17 protein-coding genes and 2 pseudogenes are annotated in these 25,343 nt (G+C 56.3%); 15 read left to right on the top strand and 4 right to left on the bottom strand.

Annotated features, from left to right (window positions below; all coding sequences use genetic code 11):
• The first annotated feature begins 93 nt into the window (after nt 1-93).
• From recC to SNL23_RS17530, 6 genes are all read left to right on the top strand, one after another.
• On the top strand, nt 94-3,543 hold the full coding sequence (gene recC / locus SNL23_RS17555; protein WP_318302957.1) for an exodeoxyribonuclease V subunit gamma: 3,450 nt from the start codon (nt 94-96) through the stop codon (nt 3,541-3,543).
• Nucleotides 3,540-7,217 carry an exodeoxyribonuclease V subunit beta gene (recB, locus tag SNL23_RS17550; protein WP_318302955.1) on the top strand — a complete coding sequence of 1,226 codons (3,678 nt, stop codon included), beginning with the start codon at nt 3,540-3,542 and terminating at the stop codon, nt 7,215-7,217. The genes recC and recB overlap by 4 nt, the downstream gene beginning before the upstream one ends.
• Nucleotides 7,214-9,265, top strand: coding sequence for an exodeoxyribonuclease V subunit alpha (gene recD / locus SNL23_RS17545; RefSeq protein ID WP_318302953.1), 2,052 nt, complete (start codon nt 7,214-7,216; stop codon nt 9,263-9,265). Before recB ends, recD begins: the two co-directional genes overlap by 4 nt.
• A 161-nt stretch (nt 9,266-9,426) precedes the next feature.
• Complete coding sequence (locus SNL23_RS17540) at nt 9,427-9,996, top strand: YfiR family protein (RefSeq protein WP_167665277.1); 570 nt, start codon at nt 9,427-9,429, stop codon at nt 9,994-9,996.
• Nucleotides 9,993-11,261 (top strand): diguanylate cyclase domain-containing protein, encoded by a 1,269-nt coding sequence (locus tag SNL23_RS17535; protein WP_076013827.1) that lies wholly within the window; start codon nt 9,993-9,995, stop codon nt 11,259-11,261. The genes SNL23_RS17540 and SNL23_RS17535 overlap by 4 nt, the downstream gene beginning before the upstream one ends.
• Before the next feature lie 4 nt (nt 11,262-11,265).
• The gene (locus SNL23_RS17530; protein ID WP_076013826.1) at nt 11,266-11,757 is read left to right on the top strand and encodes an OmpA family protein; all 492 of its coding nucleotides are present in this window, start codon (nt 11,266-11,268) and stop codon (nt 11,755-11,757) included.
• A 135-nt stretch (nt 11,758-11,892) separates the two neighbouring features.
• Here the strand turns inward: SNL23_RS17530 and SNL23_RS17525 are convergent, their stop codons facing one another.
• The gene (locus SNL23_RS17525) at nt 11,893-12,840 is read right to left on the bottom strand and encodes a LysR family transcriptional regulator (RefSeq protein WP_076013825.1); all 948 of its coding nucleotides are present in this window, start codon (nt 12,838-12,840) and stop codon (nt 11,893-11,895) included.
• A 131-nt stretch (nt 12,841-12,971) separates the two neighbouring features.
• Here SNL23_RS17525 and SNL23_RS17520 point away from each other — a divergent pair, with 131 nt between their 5' ends.
• Both SNL23_RS17520 and mmsB read left to right on the top strand, forming a co-directional pair.
• Nucleotides 12,972-14,489 (top strand): CoA-acylating methylmalonate-semialdehyde dehydrogenase, encoded by a 1,518-nt coding sequence (locus tag SNL23_RS17520; RefSeq protein WP_088423592.1) that lies wholly within the window; start codon nt 12,972-12,974, stop codon nt 14,487-14,489.
• Nucleotides 14,490-14,503: 14 nt separating this feature from the next.
• The gene (gene mmsB, locus SNL23_RS17515; protein ID WP_318302951.1) at nt 14,504-15,391 is read left to right on the top strand and encodes a 3-hydroxyisobutyrate dehydrogenase; all 888 of its coding nucleotides are present in this window, start codon (nt 14,504-14,506) and stop codon (nt 15,389-15,391) included.
• A gap of 135 nt (nt 15,392-15,526) precedes the next feature.
• Here mmsB and SNL23_RS17510 read toward each other — a convergent pair.
• Nucleotides 15,527-15,670 (bottom strand): annotated as a pseudogene (locus SNL23_RS17510) (cupin domain-containing protein); the annotation flags it as partial.
• A 72-nt stretch (nt 15,671-15,742) separates the two neighbouring features.
• Between SNL23_RS17510 and SNL23_RS17505 the strand changes: the two are divergent.
• From SNL23_RS17505 to SNL23_RS17490, 4 genes are read left to right on the top strand one after another with little or no spacing between them, the layout of a single operon-like run.
• Nucleotides 15,743-17,029 carry a site-specific integrase gene (locus tag SNL23_RS17505; RefSeq protein WP_318302950.1) on the top strand — a complete coding sequence of 429 codons (1,287 nt, stop codon included), beginning with the start codon at nt 15,743-15,745 and terminating at the stop codon, nt 17,027-17,029.
• Nucleotides 17,030-17,040: 11 nt separating this feature from the next.
• Complete coding sequence (locus SNL23_RS17500; RefSeq protein ID WP_318302948.1) at nt 17,041-18,711, top strand: hypothetical protein; 1,671 nt, start codon at nt 17,041-17,043, stop codon at nt 18,709-18,711.
• Entirely contained in the window at nt 18,708-20,729 is a 2,022-nt protein-coding gene (locus tag SNL23_RS17495; protein ID WP_318302947.1) for a hypothetical protein, read from the top strand. Before SNL23_RS17500 ends, SNL23_RS17495 begins: the two co-directional genes overlap by 4 nt.
• A complete protein-coding gene (locus tag SNL23_RS17490) occupies nt 20,722-21,180 on the top strand; it encodes a hypothetical protein (protein WP_318302945.1) in 459 nt (152 codons plus the stop codon). Before SNL23_RS17495 ends, SNL23_RS17490 begins: the two co-directional genes overlap by 8 nt.
• A gap of 227 nt (nt 21,181-21,407) precedes the next feature.
• On the opposite strand, the gene SNL23_RS17485 is transcribed toward SNL23_RS17490, so the two are convergent.
• Complete coding sequence (locus SNL23_RS17485) at nt 21,408-21,869, bottom strand: helix-turn-helix domain-containing protein (protein ID WP_318302943.1); 462 nt, start codon at nt 21,867-21,869, stop codon at nt 21,408-21,410.
• 233 nt (nt 21,870-22,102) lie between these two features.
• Between SNL23_RS17485 and SNL23_RS17480 the strand changes: the two genes are divergently transcribed.
• From SNL23_RS17480 to SNL23_RS31590, 3 genes are all read left to right on the top strand, one after another.
• The gene (locus SNL23_RS17480) at nt 22,103-22,591 is read left to right on the top strand and encodes a hypothetical protein (RefSeq protein ID WP_318302942.1); all 489 of its coding nucleotides are present in this window, start codon (nt 22,103-22,105) and stop codon (nt 22,589-22,591) included.
• Between the two features lie 1,325 nt (nt 22,592-23,916).
• A complete protein-coding gene (locus tag SNL23_RS17475) occupies nt 23,917-24,417 on the top strand; it encodes a carbonic anhydrase family protein (RefSeq protein WP_318302940.1) in 501 nt (166 codons plus the stop codon).
• Nucleotides 24,356-24,667, top strand: coding sequence for a carbonic anhydrase family protein (locus tag SNL23_RS31590; RefSeq protein WP_412104233.1), 312 nt, complete (start codon nt 24,356-24,358; stop codon nt 24,665-24,667). Before SNL23_RS17475 ends, SNL23_RS31590 begins: the two co-directional genes overlap by 62 nt.
• Before the next feature lie 520 nt (nt 24,668-25,187).
• Here the strand turns inward: SNL23_RS31590 and SNL23_RS17470 are convergent.
• Nucleotides 25,188-25,340 (bottom strand): annotated as a pseudogene (locus tag SNL23_RS17470) (transposase domain-containing protein); the annotation flags it as partial.
• Nucleotides 25,341-25,343: the final 3 nt, after the last annotated feature.

Raw genomic sequence — 25,343 nt, 5'->3', positions numbered from 1 at the left:
GCGAGCGTCCTCAAGTGTTCCTCACTTGCAGCCTACGACTGCCTTCAATGCTAAAGTCCATCCCTCGATTTTGCTTTTCCCAAGGAAGCCGTTATGCCGGATGCGACGTCCCTCAGTGCTGGATTCATGGTGGTTCACGGCAACCGCCTGGATGAGCTGCGCAGCCTGGTTGTCAGCTGGATGCGCCGTTACCCACTGGCTCCCCTGGAAAACGAAATCGCCCTGGTACAAAGCAACGGCATTGCCCAATGGCTCAAACTGGCACTGGCCGAAGACCCTGAAGACGAAGACATGGGCGGCTGCGGCATCGCTGCGGCTATCGACGTACAACTTCCCGGCAGCTTCATGTGGCAGCTCTATCGCATGGTCCTGGGCAAAGACGAGATCCCGCCCAAGTCCCTGCTCGACAAAGCCCCACTGACCTGGCGCCTCATGCGCCTGCTCCCCGAACTGATCGACCAGCCCCACTTCGAGCCCCTGCAACGCTTCCTGACCCACGACACGGATCTGCGCAAACGCTACCAACTGGCAGAACGCCTCGCCGACCTGTTCGACCAATACCAGGTCTACCGTGCCGACTGGCTGGAAGATTGGGCTGCGGGTCGGCATCAACTACGCAATGGCCGAGGCGAATCCAAACCCCTGAGCCCAGCCAACTGCTGGCAAGCCGAACTATGGCGTGCCCTGCTGCTGGATGTCGGAGAGGAGGGCATGGCCCAGAGTCGCGCCGGCGTTCACCAGCGCTTTATCGAGCGCATCAACACCCTCGAAAAAGCCCCGGTTGGCCTGCCCTCCCGCGTGATCGTTTTCGGCATTTCTTCCCTGCCAGCCCAAGCCCTGGAAGCGCTCGCCGGCCTCGCCCGTTTCAGCCAAGTGCTGCTGTGCGTGCACAACCCTTGTCGCCACCACTGGTCCGACATCGTCGCCGACAAAGACCTGCTCCGAAACGAATACAAACGCCAGGCGCGCAAAGCCGGAATGCCGGTCACCATCGACCCGCAAACCCTGCACCAGCACGCCCACCCGCTGCTCGCTGCCTGGGGCAAGCAAGGTCGCGACTACATCAACCTGTTGGGCAGCTACGACGACCCCAACAGTTACCGCTCGGCATTCCGTGACGGCCGCATCGACCTGTTCAGCGAGAGCGAGCCCACCACCTTGCTCAACCAGCTCCAGGACGACATCCTCGAACTGCGACCGCTCAACGAAACCCGCGAACTCTGGCCTGGCGTCGATCTGCAGCGTGACACGTCCATCCGCTTCCACATCGCCCACAGCGCCCAACGCGAAGTAGAAATTCTCCACGACCAGTTACTCCAGCGTTTCAGCGCCGACCCCACGCTACGTCCACGGGATATCATCGTCATGGTCCCCGACGTCGACAGCTACGCGCCGCACATTCGCGCCGTATTCGGCCAGCTTGAAAGAAGCGACCTACGCTTTATTCCGTTCACCCTGACAGATCAAGGCCAGCGCGGCCGCGACCCATTGCTGATCGCCGTCGAACACTTGCTCAAGCTCCCCGACAGCCGCTTCCCGGTCAGCGAAATCCTCGACCTGCTCGACGTCCCCGCCCTGCGTGAACGCTTCGCCATCAAGGAGCGCGACCTGCCGACCCTGCACCGCTGGATCGAAGGCGCAGGCATCCGCTGGGGCCTCAACGCCGAACAGCGCGCCGGTCTCGGCTTGCCTCAGGAGCTGGAGCAAAACAGCTGGCGTTTCGGCCTGCGCCGCATGCTCCTGGGCTACGCCGTCGGTACGGGTTCGGCCTGCGATGGCATCGAGCCTTACGATGAAATCGGTGGCCTCGACGCCGCACTGATCGGCCCGCTGGTCGCACTGCTCGACGCACTGCACGACGCCCACCAGGCACTGTCACAACCCGCCGCGCCGAGAGAGTGGGGCGAGCGCCTGCAGAACCTGATGCAGTTGTTCTTCCTTCCGAGCAACGAGCACGATGACTACCTCTTGGGGCAGCTTGAGCAACTGAGAGAAACCTGGCTCGAGACCTGCGAGTCCGTCGGCTTGCACGACGAGTTACCCCTGACCGTAGTCCGTGAGGCCTGGCTGGCTGGGCTCGACCAGGGCCGCCTGTCCCAACGCTTCCTCGCCGGGGCTGTCAATTTTTGCACCCTGATGCCGATGCGTGCGATCCCGTTCAAGCTGGTGTGTCTGCTGGGCATGAACGACGGCGACTACCCGCGCGCGCAACCGCCGCTGGACTTCGACCTGATGGGCAGCGACTACCGCCCTGGCGACCGCTCACGCCGTGAAGACGATCGCTACCTGTTGCTCGAAGCCCTGCTATCGGCCCGCGACCAGCTCTACATCAGTTGGGTTGGCCGCAGCATCCGCGACAACAGCGACCGCCCGGCATCCGTCCTGATTGGCCAATTGCGCGACCACATCGCCAGCGGCTGGCACACCACCAGCGGCGAACCACTGCTGGAAGCCACCACCCAGGAACACCCGCTCCAACCCTTCAGCGCCCGCTACTTCCACGAAGGTGATGAGCTGTTCAGCTACGCCCGCGAATGGCAGTTGCTCCATGCGGCCGCGGAAAATCTTCCAGATACTGGCAGCCTGGCGCCGTACATTCAGGAAGAGCCGCTGATCCTCGGCCAACTGCAAGACTTCCTGCGCAACCCGGTCAAACACTTCTTCAGCCAGCGCCTGAAAGTGTTTTTCGAAGCCGCCGAAGTTCCGCTGGAAGATGAAGAACCCTTCGTCCTTGATGCACTGCAGCGCTATAGCTTGAGCGACAGCTTGCTCACGGCGGCACTCACGAGCCCCGACAACCTCGACGGAGCCCTTAACGCCCAAGCCCTGCGGTTGCAAGGCAGCGGCTTGTTGCCCATGGTCGGTTTCGGCGAATGCCTGCGCAAAGAACTGATTGAGCCCTTGCCGGATCTGCTGCAACGTTATCAGCAACTCCTGGCTCTCTGGCCAACACCGCACACCAGCGCCGAACCGATCAGTTTTGAGCATCAGGGCATCCAGCTGGAAGGTTGGATCAGCGGCCTGCACCAACGCAGCGACGGCAGCTTTTTAAGTGTCACCGCCATTCCTAACAGCATCGGCTCGATCAAAACCCGCAAGTGGCATCGCCTGATTCGCCCGTGGGTGAACCACCTGGTGGCCTGCGCCTGCGGGCTGCCATTAAGCACCGGCCTGGTTGCGAGCGACGACACCCTGCTATTGGCCCCGCTGGAGCAAGCCACCGCCCAGGAACTCCTCGGTAACCTGCTGCTCGCGTGGAAAACCGGAATGAGCGAACCACTGCCGATCGCCGTTAAAACAGCGTTCGCCTGGCTCGGTCAAACCGACCCGGCCAAAGCGCAAGCCGCCGCCAGCAAAGCCTATGAAGGCGACGGCCAAACCACCGACGGCGAGCGCCGCGAAAGCCCTGCGCTTACCCGGCAGTTCCCCGACTACGCTGCCCTGCTGGCCAGCGAAGAATTCGAAGGCTGGTGCGAAACCCTCTATCGACCGTTGATCAACGCCCCCTGGCGATCACTCACCAGCGCGGAGGCCAGCGCATGAGCGGCACAAAACCCCTGGCCCTGGCGTTCCCGCTCAAGGGTAGCCAACTGATCGAAGCCAGCGCCGGCACCGGCAAGACGTTCACCATCTCGGCGCTTTACCTGCGCCTGGTACTTGGCCACGGCGGTGACGAATCGGGCTTCGGCCGCGAGTTGCTGCCGCCGCAAATTCTCGTCGTGACGTTCACCGATGCCGCCACCAAAGAGCTGCGCGAACGTATCCGCATCCGCCTGGCCGAAGCCGCGCGTTTTTTCCGCGAAGAAATCGAAGAACCCGATGCACTGATCGCCGAACTGCGCGACCAATACAGCCCCGAACAATGGCCCGGCTGCGCCAATCGCCTGGATATCGCTGCCCAATGGATGGACGAAGCCGCCGTCTCCACCATCCACAGTTGGTGCCAGCGCATGCTGCGCGAACACGCCTTCGACAGCGGCAGCCTGTTCACCCAGACCCTGGAAACCGACCACAGCGACCTGCTCGGCGAAGTGCTACGCGACTACTGGCGATTGTTCTGCTACCCGATGCACGACGACGCATTGAACTGGGTGCGCAACAATTGGGGCGGCCCGGCAGCCCTGATGCCACGGGTACGCGCGTTGTTCAATAGCGAGCGGCCCACGGATGAAACTCGCGACCCCGCCGAGCTGATCAACGAATGCCTACAGGAACGCCGCCAAGCCCTCGTCGCGCTCAAGGCACCCTGGCAACAATGGGCAGAAGAGTTGCGCAACATTTGCTTGCACGCCGTCGCTGCCAAAGCGGTCGATGGTCGCAAGATGCAAGCGCGTTACTTCGAGCCCTGGTTTGAGAAGATCAGCGCCTGGGCGGCAGATGAATCCCTTGAGCAACTGGACATCGGCACCGGTTTCACCCGCCTGACGCCCGACGGTATGGCCGAAGCCTGGAAAGGCGAACCACCGCACCATCCGGGTATCGACGCCATGGCCAGCCTCAAGGCCAGCCTCGACGCCCTGCCAACGCCGGATGCCGCCGTGCTGCAACACGCCGCTGGCTGGGTCGGAAAACGCTTCGAAGAAGAAAAGCGTCGGCGCGCCGAAATGGGCTTCGACGACATGCTGATCCGCCTCAACGCCGCGCTGCAGGCCGACGGCGGCGAACGCCTGGCCAGTGTGATCCGTGAGCAATTCCCGGTCGCCTTGATCGACGAATTCCAGGACACCGACCCGGTGCAATACAGCATCTTCGACAGCATCTACCGCATCGAAGAAAACCACCTCGACAGCGGCCTGTTCCTGATCGGCGACCCGAAGCAGGCGATCTACGCCTTCCGTGGTGCCGACATCTACACCTATCTGCGCGCGCGCCAATCCACCACCGGCCGCCATCACACTCTGGGCACCAACTTCCGTTCGAGCCATGCCATGGTCGAGGCGGTAAACCATGTGTTCCAGCGCGCAGAAAAAGGCCGTGGCGCGTTCCTGTTCCGTGAGCCCGACGGTACGAATCCGGTGCCGTTCCAGTCGGTATTGTCCCAAGGCCGCAAGGAACAACTGCAGGTCAACGGTCAGACGTTGCCCGCGCTGAACCTCTGGCACCTGCCCACCGACCAGCCGATCTCCAGCGTGCTCTACCGCCAACAGCTGGCCGCGACCTGTGCCAGTCAAATCGTCGCATTACTCAACGGCGGCCAGCAGGGTACTGCCGGATTCCTGAGCAAAGACGCTAGCTTCAAAGGCGTGCTGCCGTCAGATATCGCCATCCTCGTGCGCGACGGCAAGGAAGCCCAAGCTGTGCGTGGTGAACTGGCCGCCCGTGGTGTGCGCAGCGTCTACCTGTCTGACAAGGATTCGGTGTTTGCCGCCCAGGAAGCCCACGACCTGCTGGCCTGGCTCAAAGCCTGCGCCGAGCCGGACGTCGAGCGCCCACTGCGCGCTGCCCTGGCCTGCGTTACCTTGAACCTGTCACTACCCGAATTGGAACGTCTGAACCAGGACGAACTGGCGTGGGAAAAACGCGTGATGCAGTTCCGCGACTACCGCACCATCTGGCGGACCCAAGGTGTGCTGCCGATGCTGCGTCGTCTGTTGCACGACTTCCAATTACCACAAACCCTGATCACTCGTAGTGATGGCGAACGGGTGCTGACCAACCTGTTGCACCTCTCGGAGTTGTTGCAACAGGCGGCCGCGGAGTTGGACGGCGAACAGGCATTGATTCGCCATCTGGCTGAACATCTCGCGCTCTCCGGGCAGGCTGGCGAAGAGCAGATCCTGCGTCTGGAGAGTGATGAGCAACTGGTCAAAGTGGTGACGATCCACAAATCCAAGGGGCTGGAATACGACCTGGTCTTCCTGCCGTTCATTTGCTCGGCAAAACCGGTGGATGGCAGCCGCTTGCCGTTGCATTACCACGATGCAAACGGCAGATCCCAAGTCAGCCTCAGGCCCACCGCCGAGTTGATCGCCCAAGCCGACGACGAGCGCCTGGCCGAAGACCTGCGCCTGTTTTACGTGGCGCTGACCCGGGCCAAACACGCTTGCTGGCTGGGGATCGCTGACCTGAAGCGCGGCAATAACAACAGCTCGGTGTTGCACCTGTCGGCCCTGGGCTACTTGCTCGGCGGCGGTGCTTCACTGGGTGAATCCGCCGGCCTGACCCGCTGGCTGCTCGACTTGCAGGAAGGTTGCCCTGCGCTGCATTACTCAGAGATACCCGAAGCCGATGCGGTCATCTTCCACCCGCCGCGCAACGAAGCCACTTTGCTTGCGCCGCTGTTGCCCAAACGCAAGGCCGCAGAAAACTGGTGGATCGCTTCCTACAGTGCTCTGCGCATCGGCGAAAGCATGAGCGCCGCCAGCCTCGAAGCACCGGAAAGCCCACAAGCGCAGAAGCTGTTTGACGACGAACGCCTCGACCCGGATGCACCGCGTGAAGTACCGGCTTCCGGCGGCGATATTCACCGTTTCCCACGCGGGCCAAACCCCGGCACCTTCCTCCATGGTCTGCTGGAATGGGCGGGCGGCGAAGGCTTCGACGTTACCCCGGAGGCCATCGAAGATGCGGTCGCTCGCCGCTGTAACCGGCGTGGATGGGAAGGCTGGATCGGCACCCTCAGCGGCTGGCTCGGGCACCTGTTGCAAGCCCGGTTGCCGCTGGATAACGGGCAGTTGGCCCTTAGCGAGTTGCAGCACTACCAGATCGAAATGGAATTCTGGTTCGCCAGTCACAAAGTCGACGTCCTGGCGCTCGACAAACTGGTGTGCCAGCACACTCACAAGGGCGTATCCCGCGTGTCGGCTGAACCTGTGCTGCTCAACGGCATGTTCAAGGGCTTTATCGACCTGACGTTCGAGCACGAAGGCCGTTACTACGTGGCTGACTACAAATCCAACTGGCTCGGTCCCGACGATTCGGCCTACACACAACAGGCCATGGAACTGTCGATCCTCGATCATCGTTACGACCTGCAATACGTGCTTTACCTACTGGCCCTGCATCGCCAGCTCAAGGCTCGTCTGCCGGATTACGACTACGACCGCCATGTCGGCGGTGCGTTGTACCTGTTCCTGCGGGGCACTCATTCCGCGAGCCAGGGTGCGTATTTCACCCGTCCGCCTCGGGCATTGATCGAAAACCTGGACCTGCTGTTCCAGGGTAAACCGCTACCACCCAAAGCCGAGCCCGCCTGGGAACAAGGAGAGCTGCTATGAGCCTGTCGCCGTTACCGCTCGAGGCGCTGACGCCCATCAGCCGCGCCGCCGACCTGGTGCAATTGCTCGACCTTTGGGTGCAGCGCGGCTGGTTGCGCGCATTGGATAAAGCCTTCGTCGGCTTCCTCCACGAGCTTGATCCCCAGGCTGACCCCCTGGTGTTGCTGGCCGCCGCCCTGACCAGTCACCAACTGGGCCATGGCCATGTGTGCCTGGACCTGTTCGAAACCCTCAAGGCTCCGGATTTCGCCCTGTCGCTGCCGCCCGAAGGTGATGCGCAAACGGGCGTCATGCTGTTGCCATCGCAATTGCTCGACGGCCTGGATGGCGCTCACTGGTGCAACGTCCTGGCCGCCAGCCGCCTGGTGGCACTGGCCGTCGACGGCAGCGCGGACGCGCAAAGCCGGCCACTGGTGCTGTCGGGCAAACGCCTGTATTTGCGCCGCTATTGGACTTACGAACGGCGCATCGACAGCGCCTTGCGCCTGCGACTCGCCACCACCGAAAGCGTTGCCGACGATCTGCCCGAACGCTTGAATCGGCTGTTCGACCAAGCCCCGCCAGACGGTGTCGTCGACTGGCAAAAACTCGCCTGCGCCTTGGCCACACGCGGTGCATTCAGCATCGTCACCGGCGGCCCGGGCACCGGTAAGACCACCACGGTGGTGCGCTTGCTCGCGCTGTTGCAGGCGCCAGCGGTAGAGAGCGGTAGCGCGTTGCGCATCCGCCTGGCGGCACCCACCGGCAAGGCGGCCGCGCGCTTGACCGAGTCCATCAGCCAGCAAGTGCTGTCGCTGAAAGTACCGGATGCGGTGAAGGAAAAAATCCCGACTCAGGTCACCACCGTCCACCGTTTGCTGGGCAGCCGACCTGGCACCCGACACTTCCGGCATCACATCGGCAATCCGTTGCCCCTGGATGTATTAGTGGTGGATGAAGCCTCAATGATTGACCTGGAAATGATGGCCAACCTGCTGGATGCCTTACCACCCCATGCCCGCCTGGTGCTGCTGGGTGACAAGGACCAGTTGGCCTCGGTCGAGGCCGGCGCGGTGTTGGGTGATTTGTGCCGCGACGCCGAAGCCGGTTTCTACAGCCCGCAAACCCGCCTGTGGCTGCAACAGGTCAGCGGCGAAGACCTCCGCGCCAGCGGCCTGCAGGAAGACCTCGACGGCAGTCATCCATTGGCGCAACAAGTGGTGATGCTGCGTTACTCGCGGCGTTTTGGCGAAGGCAGCGGCATCGGCCAACTGGCCCGTTGGGTCAATCAGCAAAATCCTGAACAGGCCCGCAAACTGCTGGCTGCCCGCAGCCATGCCGATCTGTTTTGCGTCAGCCTCAAGGGCGAGCACGACCATGCACTGGAGCGCCTGGTGCTGGACGGCCATGGTGACGGAGCCCACGGTTATCGCTATTACCTGAAGCTGCTGCAGGCCGCGCGCCCGTCCGTAGAGACGCCACGGGATGACGAGGCCTGGACGCTCTGGGCGCAAAAGCTGCTGAAAGCCTTCGACGCGTTCCAGTTGCTCTGCGCCGTCCGCAAGGGCCCGTGGGGTGTCGAGGGCTTGAACCTGCGCATCACCGCGGCGCTGCTCAAGTCCCGGCTGATCGACAGCGATCAGCAGTGGTACGAAGGCCGCCCGGTGTTGATGACTCGCAACGACTACGGCCTTGGCCTGATGAACGGCGACATTGGCATCGCCCTGAAACTACCCGAAAGCGCCGGCGGGCCGCAGGTGCTGCGGGTGGCATTCCCGCGCAACGATGGCCAGGGCGGCGTGCGCTTTGTGCTGCCCAGCCGGCTCAACGACGTCGAAACCGTTTATGCGATGACGGTGCACAAATCCCAAGGCTCTGAATTCACCCATACCGCACTGATTCTGCCGGATGCCCTGAACCCGGTGCTCACCAAAGAGTTGATCTACACCGGCATCACCCGCGCCAAGGACTGGTTCAGCCTGATCGAACCCCGAGGTGGCGTGTTCGAAGAGGCGGTGAGTCGCAAGGTGAAGCGCTTGAGTGGGCTGATGCTGGAGCTGGGAACTTGATCGTTAAAGAACCTGACCAACGGGTCATCTAAATTTTCTGATCCAAATGTGTGATTTTTCTTAATAAAATGTCGGAATCCTCCTGGGTGTCGCCTCGGGGGTTTTCTGCTGTTGTGCTATCGTTGCGGCATCATCCCGAGAAGATCTTAGAGAATCGCTGCATGAACGTGGCTGTCTCGCCCACAGAGCGAAGTTTGAGCTGGAGACGAATGCTGCTGTTGGCGCTTCTGTGGATCTTCACGCCTCTCGCTTTTGCCCAGCCCCCCGCCGACATGGCCGATCACCGGGCCAAGTCTGTCACGCAGGTGGTCCTCGGAATCCTCAGTTATGCCCGCTGGCCGGTAGAGCCCGCGCAATTGCGCCTGTGCATCGTCGGGCCGACCCAATACACCGATGACCTGGTCAAAGGCACCACCCAGGCTACCGGCCGTCCGGTAGTGGTCCAGCGTTTGCTGGCTGACCATCCCGACATTGCCAGCGCATGCGACGCCGTCTACATCGGCCAATTGACCAGCGAGGAGCGCAGCCGCCTGTTCACCGCATTGGCCGGCCGTCCGGTGCTCAGCATCAGCGAAGGCGGTGACCAATGCACCGTGGGTAGCCTGTTCTGCCTGCGAGTGGCCGACGAACAGGTCTCCTTCGAGGTCAACCTGGACTCCGTTGCCCGCAGCGGTGTGCGCATTCATCCGAGCGTACTGCAACTGTCCCGCCGTCGAGCGCCGGGCTCATGAGAGTTGATAAGGCGCCAGTGCGCCCTACTTTGCGTTCGGTGATCGGGCGTGGGCACCTGAGCCTGGCGCTGATGGCCGTCAGCATGGCCAGTATCTCCCTGACCCTGCTCGGCGTACTCGCGCTACGGGTGTATGCCGACCACAACCTGCACCTGATCGCCCGCTCCATCAACTACACCGTGGAAGCGGCGGTGGTGTTCAACGACAGCGCGGCAGCCACTGAAGCATTGGCCGTGATTGCCTCGGAAGAAGAGGTGGCCGAGGCAGAAGTCTTCAACGTTGAAGGCAAGCAACTGGCACATTGGGAGCGCCCGGAAACCGGGATGCTGTCGATGATTGAGCTGCAGTTGGCGCATGCGCTGCTTGAACAGCCCATCACCCAGCCGATCCTGCACCAGGGCCAGGTCATCGGCAGCGTGCACCTGACCGGCCATGGCGGCAGCCTGTTGCGCTTCCTGCTCAGCGGCCTTGCCGGGATTTTGGTGTGCACCGCCCTCAGCGCCTGGGTTGCGCTGTATCTGGCGCGGCGCCTGTTACGCGGCATCACCGGGCCGTTGCACAGCCTGGCGTCGGTGGCCCACGCCGCCCGCAGCGAGCGGGCCTTTGACCGGCGCGTACCGCCGGCGCAAATCGCCGAACTCGACAGCCTGGGCAACGACTTCAATGCCTTGCTCGACGAGCTGGAAGCCTGGCAGACCCACCTGCAAAGCGAAAACGAAACCCTCGCCCACCAGGCCAGCCACGACAGCCTGACCGGGCTGCCCAACCGAGCGTTCTTCGAAGGTCGACTGATCCGCGCCCTGCGCAGCGCCGCAAAACTCAACGAGAAGGTCGCGGTATTGTTCCTCGACAGCGACCGCTTCAAAGACATCAACGACAACTACGGCCACGCCGCCGGCGACGCGGTATTGGTGGCAGTGGCTGCGCGCATTCGTGCGCAACTGCGCGAACAGGACCTGGTGGCACGCCTGGGCGGCGATGAATTCGCCATCTTGCTGTCGCCCCTGCATAGGCTTGAGGACGCCCAGCGCATTGCCGAAAAAATCATCGCCAGCATGGACGCGCCCATTGCGCTGCCCGGCGACACCCACGTATTGACCTCACTCAGTATTGGCATTGCCATCTACCCTGATCATGGTGCCACCCCCGGTAACCTGCTCAACGCCGCCGACGCGGCGATGTACCAGGCCAAACGGCTCTCCCAGGGTGGCCAGCAAACGGCGGAATCCGAGTCTCCCGCCGCCAACGTTCAACACAGGAGTTGATCCCTTGTTCTCGACCGCACGCTTTTTATTCATCACCTTGCTCGTGGCCATGCTCGCCCTGAGTGGCTGCCAGACACCGCCGCCCAAAGGCCTGACACCGGCGCAAATCGCGGTGCTCAAACAGCAAGGCTTCGAACTGACTGACGAGGGCTGGGCCTTCGGCCTCTCGGGCAAGGTCCTGTTTGGCAGCGACGTCGAAAGCCTGAATGCCCCCAGCACCGAGATCGTCCAGCGCATCGGCAAGGCGCTGCTGGGTGTGGGCATTGAGCGCGTACGGGTCGACGGCCACACCGACGCCTCGGGCAAGGAAACCTACAACCAGCAACTGTCCCTGCGCCGGGCAAAAAGCGTCGCACAGGTGTTGGTGGGCGTTGGCATGAAAGAAGAAAACGTACAACTGCGCGGGCTGGGCAGCAGCGAGCCGGTGGCGTCCAACACGACAGCGGCGGGGCGCACCGAGAATCGCCGGGTGTCGATTGTGGTGATTGCAGACTAAGCCGACGCCCTCGTTCGCTCTATGGAATGCGTTCAAAAATGTGGGAGCGGGCTTGCTCGCGAAGGCGGTGGATCAGTTGATGTATTTGGCGACTGACACACTGCTATCGCTGGCAAGCCCGGCTCCCACATTTATTTAATCCGCAAACCTCATCTCCCGCGTTTCCCCCATCAACAACGGCTGATTCTGCTCCGTCACCTCACGGATGTAATCCCACAACAGGGTGATCCGTTTCAACTTCCTCAAATCCTCGCGGCAGTACATCCAGAACTGCCGCGTAATGTTGATCTCCTTCGAAAGCACCGGCAGCAACCGCGGATCCTGCGCCGCCAAAAAGCACGGCAGGATCGCCAGCGAGCGCCCTTGCTGCGCCGCCACGTACTGCGCGATCACGCTGGTACTGCGCAAGCTCGCGCTGGCGCCGGGCACCACGTTCGCCAGGTACAGCAGCTCCGAACTGAACGCTAAATCATCCACATAACTGATAAACGGGTGTTCGGCCAAATCCGCTGCCCGGCGGATGGGCGGGTGCTGGTCCAGGTATTCCTGGGTCGCGTACAGCTGCAGCTTGTAGTCGCACAGCTTGCAGCACACGTACGGCCCATGCTCCGGCCGCTCCAGGGCGATGACGATATCCGCCTCGCGCTTGGACAGGCTGATGAAGTGCGGCAGGGGCAGGATGTCCACAGAGATCGCCGGGTAGGTGTCGACGAAGTGGCTCAGTTGCGGGGTGACGAAGAAGCTGCCGAACCCTTCGGTGCAGCCCATGCGTACGTGGCCGGACAACGCCACGCCGGAGCCGGAAACCTGTTCGCAGGCCATGTGCAAGGTGCTTTCGATGGACTCGGCGTAACCCAGCAAACGCTGGCCTTCGGTGGTCAATACGAAGCCGTTGGTCCGGGACTTTTCAAACAGCAGAGTGCCCAAGGATCCTTCAAGGGAGGTAATGCGCCGCGACACGGTGGTGTAGTCCACCGCCAAGCGCTTGGCGGCGACGCTGGCCTTGCGGGTGCGGGCGACTTCGAGGAAAAACTTCAGGTCATCCCAGTTCAGGGAGCCTAGTGACGTGATGTTTTTTTGCATATTGGACCGGCTTTTATGTGCGTTCTTATTAGAAGTTTGCACATCTATACTCCAAAAACAGTCCGAACGCCTCATCCTCAAGGCGATTCAACGCCTTGGTTCTCTGCATACCTACAAGAATTGGAGACCACATGAACGCATCTGCCGATATTTCCGTGCAACAGGTCAAGCTGCTGATCAACGGCGAGTGGGTCGAGTCCAAGACCACCGAATGGCAAGACATCGTCAACCCCGCCACCCAGCAAGTACTGGCCCGTGTGCCTTTCTCCACCCCCGAAGAAGTCAACGCTGCCATCGACGCCGCCCATCGCGCCTTCCAGACCTGGAAGCTGACGCCGATCGGTGCGCGCATGCGCATCATGCTCAAGCTGCAAGCCTTGATCCGCGAGCACTCCAAGCGCATCGCCGTGGTCCTCAGCGCCGAGCAGGGCAAGACCATTGCCGATGCTGAAGGCGATATTTTCCGTGGCCTGGAAGTGGTCGAACATGCGTGCTCCATCGGCACCCTGCAGATGGGCGAATTCGCTGAAAACGTCGCCGGCGGTGTGGATACCTACACCCTGCGCCAGCCGATCGGCGTCTGCGCAGGCATCACCCCGTTCAACTTCCCGGCAATGATTCCGCTGTGGATGTTCCCGATGGCCATCGCCTGCGGTAACACCTTCGTGCTCAAGCCTTCGGAGCAGGACCCGCTGTCGACCGTGCTGCTGGTTGAGCTGGCAGTCGAAGCCGGTGTGCCAGCCGGTGTGCTGAACGTGGTTCACGGCGGCAAGGATGTGGTGGATGCGCTGTGCACCCACAAAGACATCAAGGCTGTGTCCTTCGTCGGCTCGACCGCCGTGGGTACTCACGTCTATGACCTCGCCGGCAAACACGGCAAGCGCGTGCAGTCGATGATGGGCGCCAAGAACCACGCCGTGGTGCTGCCGGACGCTAATCGTGAGCAAACCCTCAACGCCCTGGTAGGTGCCGGATTCGGCGCGGCCGGTCAGCGTTGCATGGCAACTTCCGTGGTGGTGCTGGTAGGCGCGGCCAAGCAATGGCTGCCGGACCTCAAGGCCCTGGCGCAAAAACTCAAGGTGAATGCCGGCAGTGAAGCCGGTACTGATGTGGGCCCGGTGATCTCCAAGCGCGCCAAAGCACGCATTCTCGACCTGATCGAAAGCGGCGTGAAAGAAGGCGCCAAGTTGGAGCTGGATGGCCGCGGCATCAAGGTTCCAGGTTTCGAAGACGGTAACTTCGTCGGCCCGACCCTGTTCTCCGGCGTGACCACCGACATGCAGATCTACACCCAGGAAATCTTCGGTCCGGTGCTGGTGGTGCTGGAAGTCGACACCCTCGACCAAGCCATCGCCCTGGTCAACGCCAACCCGTTCGGCAACGGCACCGGCCTGTTCACCCAGAGCGGCGCGGCAGCGCGTAAATTCCAGAGCGAAATCGACGTCGGCCAGGTCGGCATCAACATCCCGATCCCCGTGCCAGTTCCGTTCTTTAGCTTCACCGGTTCCCGCGGTTCGAAACTCGGCGATCTGGGCCCGTACGGCAAGCAAGTGGTGCAGTTCTACACCCAGACCAAGACCGTCACCAGCCGCTGGTTCGACGACGACAGCGTCAACGATGGCGTCAACACCACCATCAACCTGCGCTGATCGAGGAGACGACCATGAAGATTGCATTTATTGGCCTGGGCAACATGGGCGCGCCGATGGCGCGCAACCTGATCAAGGCTGGCCACGCGCTGAACCTGTTCGATTTGAACCAGACCGTGCTCAAGGAACTGGCCGAACTGGGCGGCACCATCAGCGCCTCACCGCGTGCGGCAGCAGAAGGCGCCGAGCTGGTGGTGACCATGCTCCCGGCCGCGGCCCATGTGCGCAGCGTATGGCTCGGTGAAGATGGCGTGCTGGCCGGCATTGGCAAAGGCGTGCCGGCGGTGGATTGCAGCACCATCGACCCGCAAACCGCCCGCGACGTAGCGGCGGCGGCGGCGAAACAAGGCGTGGTGATGGCCGACGCCCCGGTGTCTGGCGGTACCGGCGGCGCCCAGGCCGGGACGTTGACCTTCATGGTCGGCGCCACCCCGGAACTGTTCGCCACCCTGCAGCCAGTGCTGACGCAGATGGGCCGTAACATCGTTCACTGCGGTGAAGTCGGCACCGGGCAAATCGCCAAGATCTGCAACAACCTGCTGCTGGGTATCACCATGGTCGGCGTCAGCGAAGCCATGGCCCTGGGCGATGCGCTGGGCATCGACACTCAAGTGTTGGCGGGAATCATCAACAGCTCCACCGGGCGCTGCTGGAGTTCGGACACCTACAACCCATGGCCCGGGATTATCGAAACGGCGCCGTCGTCGCGGGGTTATACCGGCGGGTTTGGTGCGGAACTGATGCTCAAGGACCTTGGGCTGGCCACTGAAGCCGCCCGCCAGGCGCACCAGCCGGTGATCCTCGGCGCAGTGGCGCAGCAGTTGTATCAATCGATGAGCCAGCGTGGGGAAGGGGGCAAGGACTTCTCGGCGATCATCAACAGCTATCGCAAGCCCCAATAGGGGATTTTCCGGGAACTGTGGCGAGGGGGCTTGTCCCCCGTCGGGCTGCGCAGCGGCCCCAAAAAAAGCGGGAGCGCTACGCACTGGAGCGCCAGCCCGGTCCAACGGGGGCAAGCCCCCTCGCCACAATGGCTGTCAGGCAAACACAAAATACTTACGCACCGTCTCCACCACTTCCCACGTTCCCTTCATCCCCGGTTCCACCACAAAGATATCCCCAGCCCGCAAATGGATTGGCTCCAGGCCGTCGGGGGTGATCACGCAGTAGCCTTCCTGGAATACCGGCTTCATGAAGACCATTGACACCACCTGACTTCATGTCAGCCTATGGACATTCTCAGGAGATAGCGAATGGCACGAATTGAATATATAAGGCTCAGCCTCCACCGACCCCATCCCAACGGCACATCGCTGCCGCTCGTCACCCCCGTTATTTCTGATTGCATGGAAGTTATTGAAAATGTTCCCCAAGCCTATTGGATTGATGGCACGCCTTGGCATGAGGCTAATCTTTGGTTTCTCCACCGGGGTCGAGCTGTCCATTTGCATATGAATGCCATTGCGACGTTGCACGCATGTGCAACCTCTCTAAAGCTATATATGGCCTATTTGGAACGTGAGAAGGCCAATTGGTGGCACTTTCCGAAACAGTGGAACGAAAACATACTTCTTCGGTATCGCGGCTATTTGATTGGCCTACGACAGAGCGGCGAGCTGGCATCGTCCACAACTAAAAGGCGTATGGCCGATATTCTAGTGTTTTACAAGTGGATTTTAGAAAAACGTCTGCTTGACCCAGAATTCGCGCCGTTTGAAGAAAGATCGGTGTACAAACGAGTGGATCTCTTCGCAGGGTTCAAAAAAACATTAACTATTAAAGTAAACAGCTTGTCTATTCCAGATGTGAGAAATAGTAATGGTCTAGAAGATGGGCTATTGCCCGTCGCTAAATCTGTGAAAGATAGGATATTGTTTGTAGCTAAAAGTCATGCGAGCGTAGAGCTGCATATGATGTTGCTCATAGCTTTTTCTACAGGTATGCGTTTAGGGTCAATATGTGACTTGAAAGAAAAAACTATTGATAATGCGTTAAATACCTGTGATCGGCGCGATCTTTTTGCGTATTTGCATCTGGGGCCGAATGTCAAAGGCGCCGCAGTCAAAACAAAATTTGATAAGGAAGGAAGTGTAATCATCCCGATGGAGGTGCTTTTTGCTATTAAAAGCTATATGTCTTCGGTAAGGCGACTTGAAAGAAAGATGAAATCTGATGATTCTGTAAAAGAGTTAATTTTTCTGAATCGGTTCGGTCGGCCTTATGTGCGGGGAGGCAAGGATAAAAGCAGCGTAATAAATGTAGAAATCATGCGCCTGAAAAAAAGCGCGCGATCGTTAGGCACAAACTTTGATGATTTTAAATTTCATCGAGCAAGAGCAACCTTCGCCAGTGAGGTAGCGGCTACAGGTATAACCATATATGGGCCGCAAAAAATGCCAATGATAATTGGTTTGGTTAGAAAGCTTTTGATGCATAAAGATGAGCAAACTTCGTTAGCTTACGTAAATTTTGTTTTGGAAGAAGGGATACTAAAAAACTGGGCGAATGCTTTTTTTGAAAAACATATGCTGGCTGGGTAGTATTATAAATAATGAGCATTATACCTGACTTAACATTTCCGATGATGCGTTACAGTGCCCTACATGTCCCCCATGACCTTAAAATATTTCTTTATGTCGGAGCAGCAAAGCTAAAAGAGCGAGATGCGTATCGTCGGTTGTCGGAAGGTTTGCTTGATCCGCCCTTGATGAATAGATTACCGCTTGTTGAAGCCCTTCATGATTTCTTATCGAGCATCATCACTGGTGGGCGGTCCAAGCGGACATTTGCTGCACACTACAGTTGCCTGAAAGAGTTGTTCTCTTACATTGATGATGAGGATCTTGCAATTGATATAGGTAGTGCTGAAGTAATATTTATTGCTTGGGCCAATGAGGTTTCACAGCGCGTACAAAGAAATAATATTGCTAGAGCAACTGCGTCCTATTGGGTTTCAAAGGTCGCGAAATCTCTTGAAGATGTTCTCAGCACAAAGTCTTCCGCTCTTATAAAAAAAACACGGTTGGGAAAAACAAAAAGCGGTCGAAGCAGTTTTTCCGTCTCGGCGAAACATAAAAAATTTGAGGAGACGCAGGAGTTTACATCTGATTTGCTTGACCTTATAGAGCATCTGTCCGGCAGCGATTCGTTGTCAATGTTGCCACTCAGATTAACTACTAAGCTAAGTGAAAAGGTCGATTTCAATCGTGGTGGTAATGGACGTAACTTAACGGTCAATAAGAATGCCGAGCAAGGCCTGGAATTGAATTGCCAAGTAGGAAACTTTCAAAGCGAACGTGCCTTCATGAATCTTCGTATGATGTGTGAGTTCCATTATTTCATTTTCTTCACTGGGGCAAATCTTATAGACGCTTGGATGCTAGAACTGGCATCTATTAAAGGTTGGGTGGAAGAAAATGGAAGGCGTTACCGTGTTTATAAAGAGCGTAAAGGGGGCGAAGTAAAATATAAAATATATGAAAGGTTTGTACCGCATTTTGAAGCTTACCTGGAGTTTCGTTCGATGGTTGTTTTGGTGCGTCCTTCACCAAGGCTGTTCCCTTTCATCAGAATGGATAACGAGAATCAATCGGATGAATTCCAGGCCCGGCCGTTACGGCTGCTTCTGAAACGGTTGGATCGCCAGTACATATCTCCTAGTGCGATGCGGAAGTACCTGCTGAATGATGTATTCGAGTATTCAAAAAGTGACAAGATCGCGGCGGGTGTTGGTCAGCACGGCGTCAGCACGTTTATTAAGTCCTACATAGCTCCAAATTTAGAGGTCGCGGCGGTTGAGTGGACTAGGTTTTTCGGTGCTGTTGAGCAAGGTTTAGTTTCGGTAGCGCCCGGTAAATGTAGTTCATTAACGCCAATAAAGTTGCTTGCAATGGAACATTTAGGTGCTGAGCCAAATTGCGAAAACTCAGCGGGATGCTTGTTTTGTGAGCAGTACCGTGGGGTTGCAAGTTTTGATTATATATGGTCGCTGCTTAGCTACCGTGTTATAAAAAATAACGAGGGCTTCTTTGATAGTTCAAATATTGGAAGTGGCATGTCGTCTTTGCTAGCTGTGCTGAAAAGAATTGATCAAATTGTCGCAGGCTTTAGAGTCGAGAATGATACATGTGAACTTTTGTACTTAGAGGCATTGTCTCGCTGTGCTGAGTATGATTATCATCCAAAATGGTCGGGTTATATCGAATTGATGGAATTGACGTGAAGGTTGAGTACTTTAGCAATATGCCCCACGAAAGTGTTGTAGTTGATAGTCTTAGCTATAGGTTAAATAGCTTTCCGCCGCCTGATGATTTCCCAATGGTGTGTGATGCCCAAGGCAATGTGATCAGCAGATATGACGCTGATTATTATGATTACTCGCTGATATATAGAACGCCGTTAATTGTCAGGATAGCGAACAGCAAGAATCAACGTTACCCAATAGGCGCGAGTAATCAAGACTTACTGAGAAAATTTTCCGCGTATATGCAGTTTGGCGATGTAGGGATGATGTCGCCTAGAAGCATGGCGATGAAGGTGGATTTCTTGAGGAAAATAATATATTTCTGTGAATCGAAATCTATAGATCTTCAAAGCCTGCATAAATTTCCATTCGTTCAAATAGACTTGATAAGGTGGCTCATTGAAACGTCTCCGTCAAAAGTGAGGGGGTGTGTTGTTGTATTCAAAACTATCAATGAAGGAAGGCGAGTATTAAATTTTAATGTGTTCGACTCTGCCCAGTTGGCAGCGTTTGAGGAGTTAATTAGTGATGAGCATGCTACTGTTCAAACTCCGTATATTCCCTCTAGAATTTGGAAATACCAACTAAGTCGTTTGGATTATTTCCTTCGGAAATATTTAGAGCATCAAGAAATTTTCGAAAAGATGTATCAGGAGATACTTGAAGCCTATGTGCATAATTGTGGGAGTATAGAGGTCGCTACTCGTTCCGGAGCTATTAATAAAAAGTCGCCATTTTCTAGTGATATTGGAAAGTCAAAAATTAGACTTGGTTCGTTTTCGGAGTACGCCAAATCTAAGGGTGTACATAAAGTGATCAGCGAATTGATTTATGATCAGGTACCTGCCGAGCTAACGCCATGTGCTGGAGCTAAACCGTTTGGGCGTTACTTTAATGCATTGACATTTATCGGGAAGATTTATCTCATCAATTATAGTGGCATGCGCGTGTCAGAGGCTGCGGGGTTGCGTGCGGATGCTTTCTACAGCGATATAATTGGTAGCGAGAATGTATGCTTCTTAAAAGGCGAAACTAGTAAAACTATCAGAGATGATAATGCGTTGTGGGTGACATCCTCAATGTCGGAGAAAGCCATCCGTGTAATGACCTCAATTGCAAGGTTGCGGATGAAAGTTGCCAAATTGGATACGCGGATCGATACGCCTCCCGAACTACTCGAGAATCCCTACCTTGAAGTTTATGGGCTAGAACCGTGGCTGCCTTCGAAAAAAGTTATTTCTGAAAGATCGATGGGTGTTCGCTCATGGTTAACCTATGGTCAATGGCGGCAACGATGTCCCGGTTTGTTTGAAGAAAATCAAATAAAAATAACTGTCGAAGACTTGAACGAAGCGCTACTTGCAACGCCCAATCTTGACGTTGAAAGGTATGGGGTTGGCCAATCATGGTCTTTTGCCTATCATCAACTTCGTCGTACCTTGTATGTCAATGCTTGTCGGTCAAGTCTAGTAACGGAGCGTTCTGGGCAATGGCAGCTTAAGCAGTTGTACGTAAGTATGACTAACTACTATGGGCGGAATTATTCAAGCATTGAGTTAAATAATGGCTTTAAAGAGGAGTTTTTAGGAGAGTTACATAAGCAGTTAGCTTTCGCTGCTCTTGAGTTGAATGGTGAAAATTATGTTTCGTTGCTTTCTGAAAAACACAAGCAGTCAGTCTTGAGTTTTTTGAATGATAAAGACGTAAAAAAACTAATTAAACTTGTTAGTGAGGGTCGCTTCAGTTTTCGTAAAAACTTGCTTGGTTTGTGTTTTTCAAATTCACCTTGCCAGTATGGAGGGTTCGATAATATCGTAAATTGTAATACTTGCAAGGAAGGGCTCGTCGATAAGGGGAATCTCGCGAAGCTTGAACGGTTTATTAAGCTTATCGCGTTCGAACTAGAGCATGAGCTCAAAGGGAGTCCCAGGTATGAAAGCCTCGAGGCTCAGTATAGAGTAGCTGCCAACGTTATAGAGGTAATCACAATTGGTTGATCATGATATGGGCGAAGCGGAGAAACTCTTCAAAGCTGCTTTCGAACGGCTGAAAGCGAATGTGCCCGTTATTTTGTCACCAGGGACAGCTGTGTCCCAGAACAATGTGGCGAAGGAAGCTAGCAGAGATCCATCGGCCCTAAAAAAGAACAGGTATCCCCACCTGATCAAGGAAATCAAGGCATACGTGGCTGAGGCTGGGTTTCTCAAGCCAGAATCGGCAGGGCATCGATTATCGGTTGCTAAGCGCGTTCAAAAAGAGCTCAAGGAGCGAGTTGCATTGCTGGAGTCGGATAGGGACCTGGCGCAGAGTCTGTTGGTGCAAGCACACGAAACCATCCTCAAGTTGACGAAGGAAAACGAAGCCCTAAAGGCTCAGCTTCCACCTTCAAATATTGCTGAGCTCAGCCGGCATTCCCGTCTTCCACGTAGCGGTGAAGGTTGCCAGTAATTTATCAGCCAGCCGCCTGCGTCAGAGCGGCGGGAAGTACTCAAAAAGTGGCGTTGCAAGGCAATTGAAGAGCAGCCACACACAATCTAACCGATAAATTGCTTTCCGATGCCATACACACGTAGCTGACGTGACGGCGCGTTGTGCGCCGGGGAGGGCCTGTTGGACCAGTTCATTCACAATTGATCGAGGGGAACACGCCAAGGGGCCAATATTGGTGGGAGAGGCTAAGTGTTGGCCTTGTTCCAATATCGGTCCACCGTCGTGCGTCCAACGCCAAGTTTACGAACGATCTCTGCCTTGGTAAGCCCTTCGGACCGCAGGGATTGGATGGCTTTGCGATTGTCTTCAGCGCGTTTGCCTCTTACCCCTTGGCTCGCTCTACCATTGGCTTCGCCGTGTAATTTATCCGCCATAACATGGCCGTTGAACTGGGGCTCTTGGCTGGCCAGGTAACTTTCGAGGCCTTGACCTACTAGGCGGGCCTCTACAGTCAAAAGCACCAGACTAGGTGTGATGGCTAGACACTCGCACAACGACTTGAATTTCAAAATGGAGATTGCCTGCTGACCTCGTTCGATGCTGGCAAGGTAATCGCGATTCATCACCCGGGAGCAATCTTCCCGACTAAGCCCCGCAGCGACTCGTATTTCCCTCAGTGTCTGCCCCAGAGCCTCCAGATATTCCATCTCTCTTCCGTGTAGCCACAAAAGAGATAATAAGGCCACGCTTTGACACCCCGCATCGTGGGGCTATAACATGTATTGATGGTGAGATCGAGACGAGGTCTCTGTCTCTTCTCTCGACGAATTTCCCTATGTCGCGGGTACTCACGAGGTGCGGTTATCGAACCTCGTGCTGGCGATTTTTTCCAACCTAGGCCGCTGCAGTCGGTGCTGGCAAAACTCGCAATGGTGTACCAGTGATCTACGTGCTTGATTCCGAGGGCCGCGCAGTTAATGCGAGGTCGCACTGTGAAGTTGAAGGTCCATGCTTTCTTGCAACTATCACTTCAATCCGGACGGGAGCACGCGACCGTGCGGCAATGATCAATTGTGCCTATGAGCTTCAGTACTTCCTGGATTGTGCTGAGGACGTGGTCATTGAGGGGCTGCAGATGCTGTGCCCGCCAACTGTGAATGGCAGGGGCGTTTGGAGCTTGGAGGATCTAGTGCAGATCGTCTTTTTTCAAGGCGTTGAGACGAATGAAAGCGCCGTGGTTTATCGGACTTTGCAGGGCACCTATAAGCTTGGAGATCTGGACCTTCGCAGGAAAAAAACGCGTCATGTTTGGTTTTCAGAACGACGTCTCAGTTCGCATATCCCTCGAGTCTCCGACCGGGTTTTAGACCTTGGTGGGCAGCAGCTCTATGCCCCGTTGTACGTGAGTCCGATGCGGCAACCCCGTTGAGGCTGTCACGGAGCATGAGCCGCGCTAGAGCGGTTTTCACGATTAGACCCCGCTCGTTCCATCATCGCATGACATAGTTAGCGCTAGAAGGTAATGCCGGAACAGGTTCAGCCATACAATTTGCCACCCGACCAGTAAATTTCACGATACCCTTTTAGGGGACCATTAAGTTGACTGGGTGCGAAAAATAGATGTGAAGCTTTTCCAATTCGCCATGTGTTGCTGGGCAATCCCCCTTGGCATCCTTACCCAGAAGCCGATAGATAGATCGGAACCTGTATACGTACCTTGTCAAGTCATCTGCCCTGCGTGGACGCCATCTTCAGCATCCAACTCTGAAAAAGAACACCCCTTACGTTCAGAGAGAAAATCAGGTTTTTTTGGTTTCCGACGTTCGAAAAATGGTGGTGTGGGGCAGAGGTTACTTCGTTGCGTCTTATAGCCAGCCAGCGTAAGAGATCGTAGTGCCTACAATAAGCTATCACAGCCTTAAATTTACGGAGAGGTCATCATGGATCCAGGCAATGTGTCGGCCATTATTTCAGCGTTATCTGCCATAGGTGATGTTGTGCTAGGCAACTTTCTTGTGGCTGCTAAGGAACGTCGCGCAAAGCGTACTGAAGAGGGTCAAGATACGACCCCCCTCGGGGTCATTGTCGTGTCTCACCTGGATACGTACGCCGCTGGCTGTTTACACTTCGCATTTGACGATGGAACTCAATACGGCCGGCCGGGGAACGCGGCGAACATGCGCCAGTTGTGAAACCACCTGAGTTTCGACCGTTAGACATCAATATTGACTGGAAGCTCTTACCCACACAGCTTATGTATTCGATCCTTCGACTGCCCGATCAGCAGGCCCGGCTTGAAGGAAAACTCGATGCAATAAACGAGTTTGATCCCGCCCCGCCGGATTATGTCGAATACTTCCAAACCAGAAAACGAGAATATGCCGTACAAGGGCTTCAGGTATCTGTTCTTCAGTACGCCTGCAGGGCCATTTTTGATCTTTGATTTTTTCATGCTCTGAAATAGGAAAGATTTCGGCTGCACATTTTCTTGCGCGTGAAAATCAGGCTTCTATGCTGAGTGGATCGGTTTCGGCTATAACTTGTAAAATTAGATCGTGACCAATTGATTTTAATAAACTAAATAGTAATTTTCCAAGCGTATTTATCAGAGGGAGGGGCGGTTACAGGGCTTTATGTATTTGTCGCTGCAGCATTTGAGACAGGTCCTAGGGGTTAACAGGAATAAAATCGCTAATCTATGCCCCCCAGAATGCAGGTCAGCTGGCATTTCATTTAAAACGTAAGAGATAAAACATGTTGAAGGCTATGCCTGCGTTGCTGCTTGCCACTTTTGCCATCCACACGCCGATGGCAACCGCCGAGACTCATTGGTCATATGGCGAGAATAACGGCCCCGCGCATTGGGGCGAGCTTGGCAATAACCTGTGTGCATCGGGCACCCAGCAATCCCCGATCAATGTTGAAATGAAGCAAGTGAAGCCGATCAAAGGGCGAGAATCAGACTTAAAGATCAATTACCGCACGGCGCCGCTGGAGCTTGTCAACAACGGTCACACTATTCAGGCCAATGTCATTGGCGGCGGCGCAGTCGACTTCAAGGGAAATGAGTACCGCCTGGTGCAATTTCATTTCCATACGCCTAGCGAGCACCAGATCAATCACCGGTCTTATCCGATGGAAATGCATTGGGTGAACCAAGACAAGGAAGGCCACTTGCTAGTGCATCGGCGTGATGCTCAAAGAGGGAAAAACCAACAAGGCATTCTCACAGTTCTGGCGCCAGCTTCCTGCTAATGAAGGGGGAAAAATAGCATTGGACGCCAAAACCTCGCCGGATCTTGGTCGCGTTTTCCCCAGTGCAAGCCACCACCTGTTCTACAAAGGCTCGCTGACAACGCCGCCATGTACAGAGGATGTGCAGTGGGTCTTGTTCGAAAAGCACATAGAGTTATCGAAAGCGCAAATTCATAAATTCCGTCAGTTGTTTCCCGAAAATCATAGGCCACCCCAGCGGACCAATGATCGTGAGGTTGATGAGGACTGAGGCGTGCTGGTTTTGAGGCGGCAGAGTATAAGTCGTTTTACACGCTGAAATCTGACGGGCACTGGGTCTGATCACGCAATACACTGTTACGCATGCCACTTATGTAAAGCAGGCCCCCACACTCAAGCCAAGTGTGGGGGCCTTTCTTTCGGCCCACGGAAACCAGAACGTAATCGTCCGGCCAAGTCACCTACCGAACTCCAGCATTAAGGGCGATGGTGTCCGCGTATTTTTAAGCGAACGCGATCACCCTTATCGCTAGGATTTCCATGCGCCAACATAGCTCTTATCCCAAACCGTTCAAAGTCTAGGTCGTCCAGAAAGCGCAATGCGGCAAGGTGTGATTGCGGGACGCTTACCGTCGATAAGCGGAAAATCCCAAATAGTGGTTGCGCGGCCATTTTCGGTTAATATTTTCTGAGTGTTCGGCGCACATTTTAAGAAAATCTTGGCGCGGTTAAGAAAATCTAGCCAACGACAGGGGGAAAAGTGGGAAATCTAGTGGGTTACGCCCATTAGATCAATGCGATCGAGCTACCCACTGGTGCGGCAGCAACTGTCCAACTTCACTGGCCCTCTGTGTCGGCAACCGCGTAAGCACATCCTTGAGATAGCCATACGGGTCATGCCCGTTCATGCGTGCCGACTGAATCAGGCTCATGTGCGAAATTGCACT

The sequence above is a fragment of the Pseudomonas sp. SED1 genome (assembly GCF_034044025.1).
GTDB lineage: Bacteria > Pseudomonadota > Gammaproteobacteria > Pseudomonadales > Pseudomonadaceae > Aquipseudomonas.
This window is presented reverse-complemented; position numbering and strand designations above follow the sequence as displayed.

Excerpts from the sequence above, each read along its gene's own strand:
- recC (WP_318302957.1), top strand. The coding sequence starts at position 94 with ATGCCGGATGCGACGTCCCTCAGTGCTGGATTCATGGTGGTTCACGGC.
- recB (WP_318302955.1), top strand. The coding sequence starts at position 3,540 with ATGAGCGGCACAAAACCCCTGGCCCTGGCGTTCCCGCTCAAGGGTAGC.
- recD (WP_318302953.1), top strand. The coding sequence starts at position 7,214 with ATGAGCCTGTCGCCGTTACCGCTCGAGGCGCTGACGCCCATCAGCCGC.
- SNL23_RS17540 (WP_167665277.1), top strand. The coding sequence starts at position 9,427 with ATGAACGTGGCTGTCTCGCCCACAGAGCGAAGTTTGAGCTGGAGACGA.
- SNL23_RS17535 (WP_076013827.1), top strand. The coding sequence starts at position 9,993 with ATGAGAGTTGATAAGGCGCCAGTGCGCCCTACTTTGCGTTCGGTGATC.
- SNL23_RS17525 (WP_076013825.1), bottom strand. The coding sequence starts at position 12,840 with ATGCAAAAAAACATCACGTCACTAGGCTCCCTGAACTGGGATGACCTG.
- SNL23_RS17520 (WP_088423592.1), top strand. The coding sequence starts at position 12,972 with ATGAACGCATCTGCCGATATTTCCGTGCAACAGGTCAAGCTGCTGATC.
- mmsB (WP_318302951.1), top strand. The coding sequence starts at position 14,504 with ATGAAGATTGCATTTATTGGCCTGGGCAACATGGGCGCGCCGATGGCG.
- SNL23_RS17505 (WP_318302950.1), top strand. The coding sequence starts at position 15,743 with ATGGCACGAATTGAATATATAAGGCTCAGCCTCCACCGACCCCATCCC.
- SNL23_RS17500 (WP_318302948.1), top strand. The coding sequence starts at position 17,041 with ATGAGCATTATACCTGACTTAACATTTCCGATGATGCGTTACAGTGCC.
- SNL23_RS17485 (WP_318302943.1), bottom strand. The coding sequence starts at position 21,869 with ATGGAATATCTGGAGGCTCTGGGGCAGACACTGAGGGAAATACGAGTC.
- SNL23_RS17475 (WP_318302940.1), top strand. The coding sequence starts at position 23,917 with ATGTTGAAGGCTATGCCTGCGTTGCTGCTTGCCACTTTTGCCATCCAC.
- SNL23_RS31590 (WP_412104233.1), top strand. The coding sequence starts at position 24,356 with ATGCTCAAAGAGGGAAAAACCAACAAGGCATTCTCACAGTTCTGGCGC.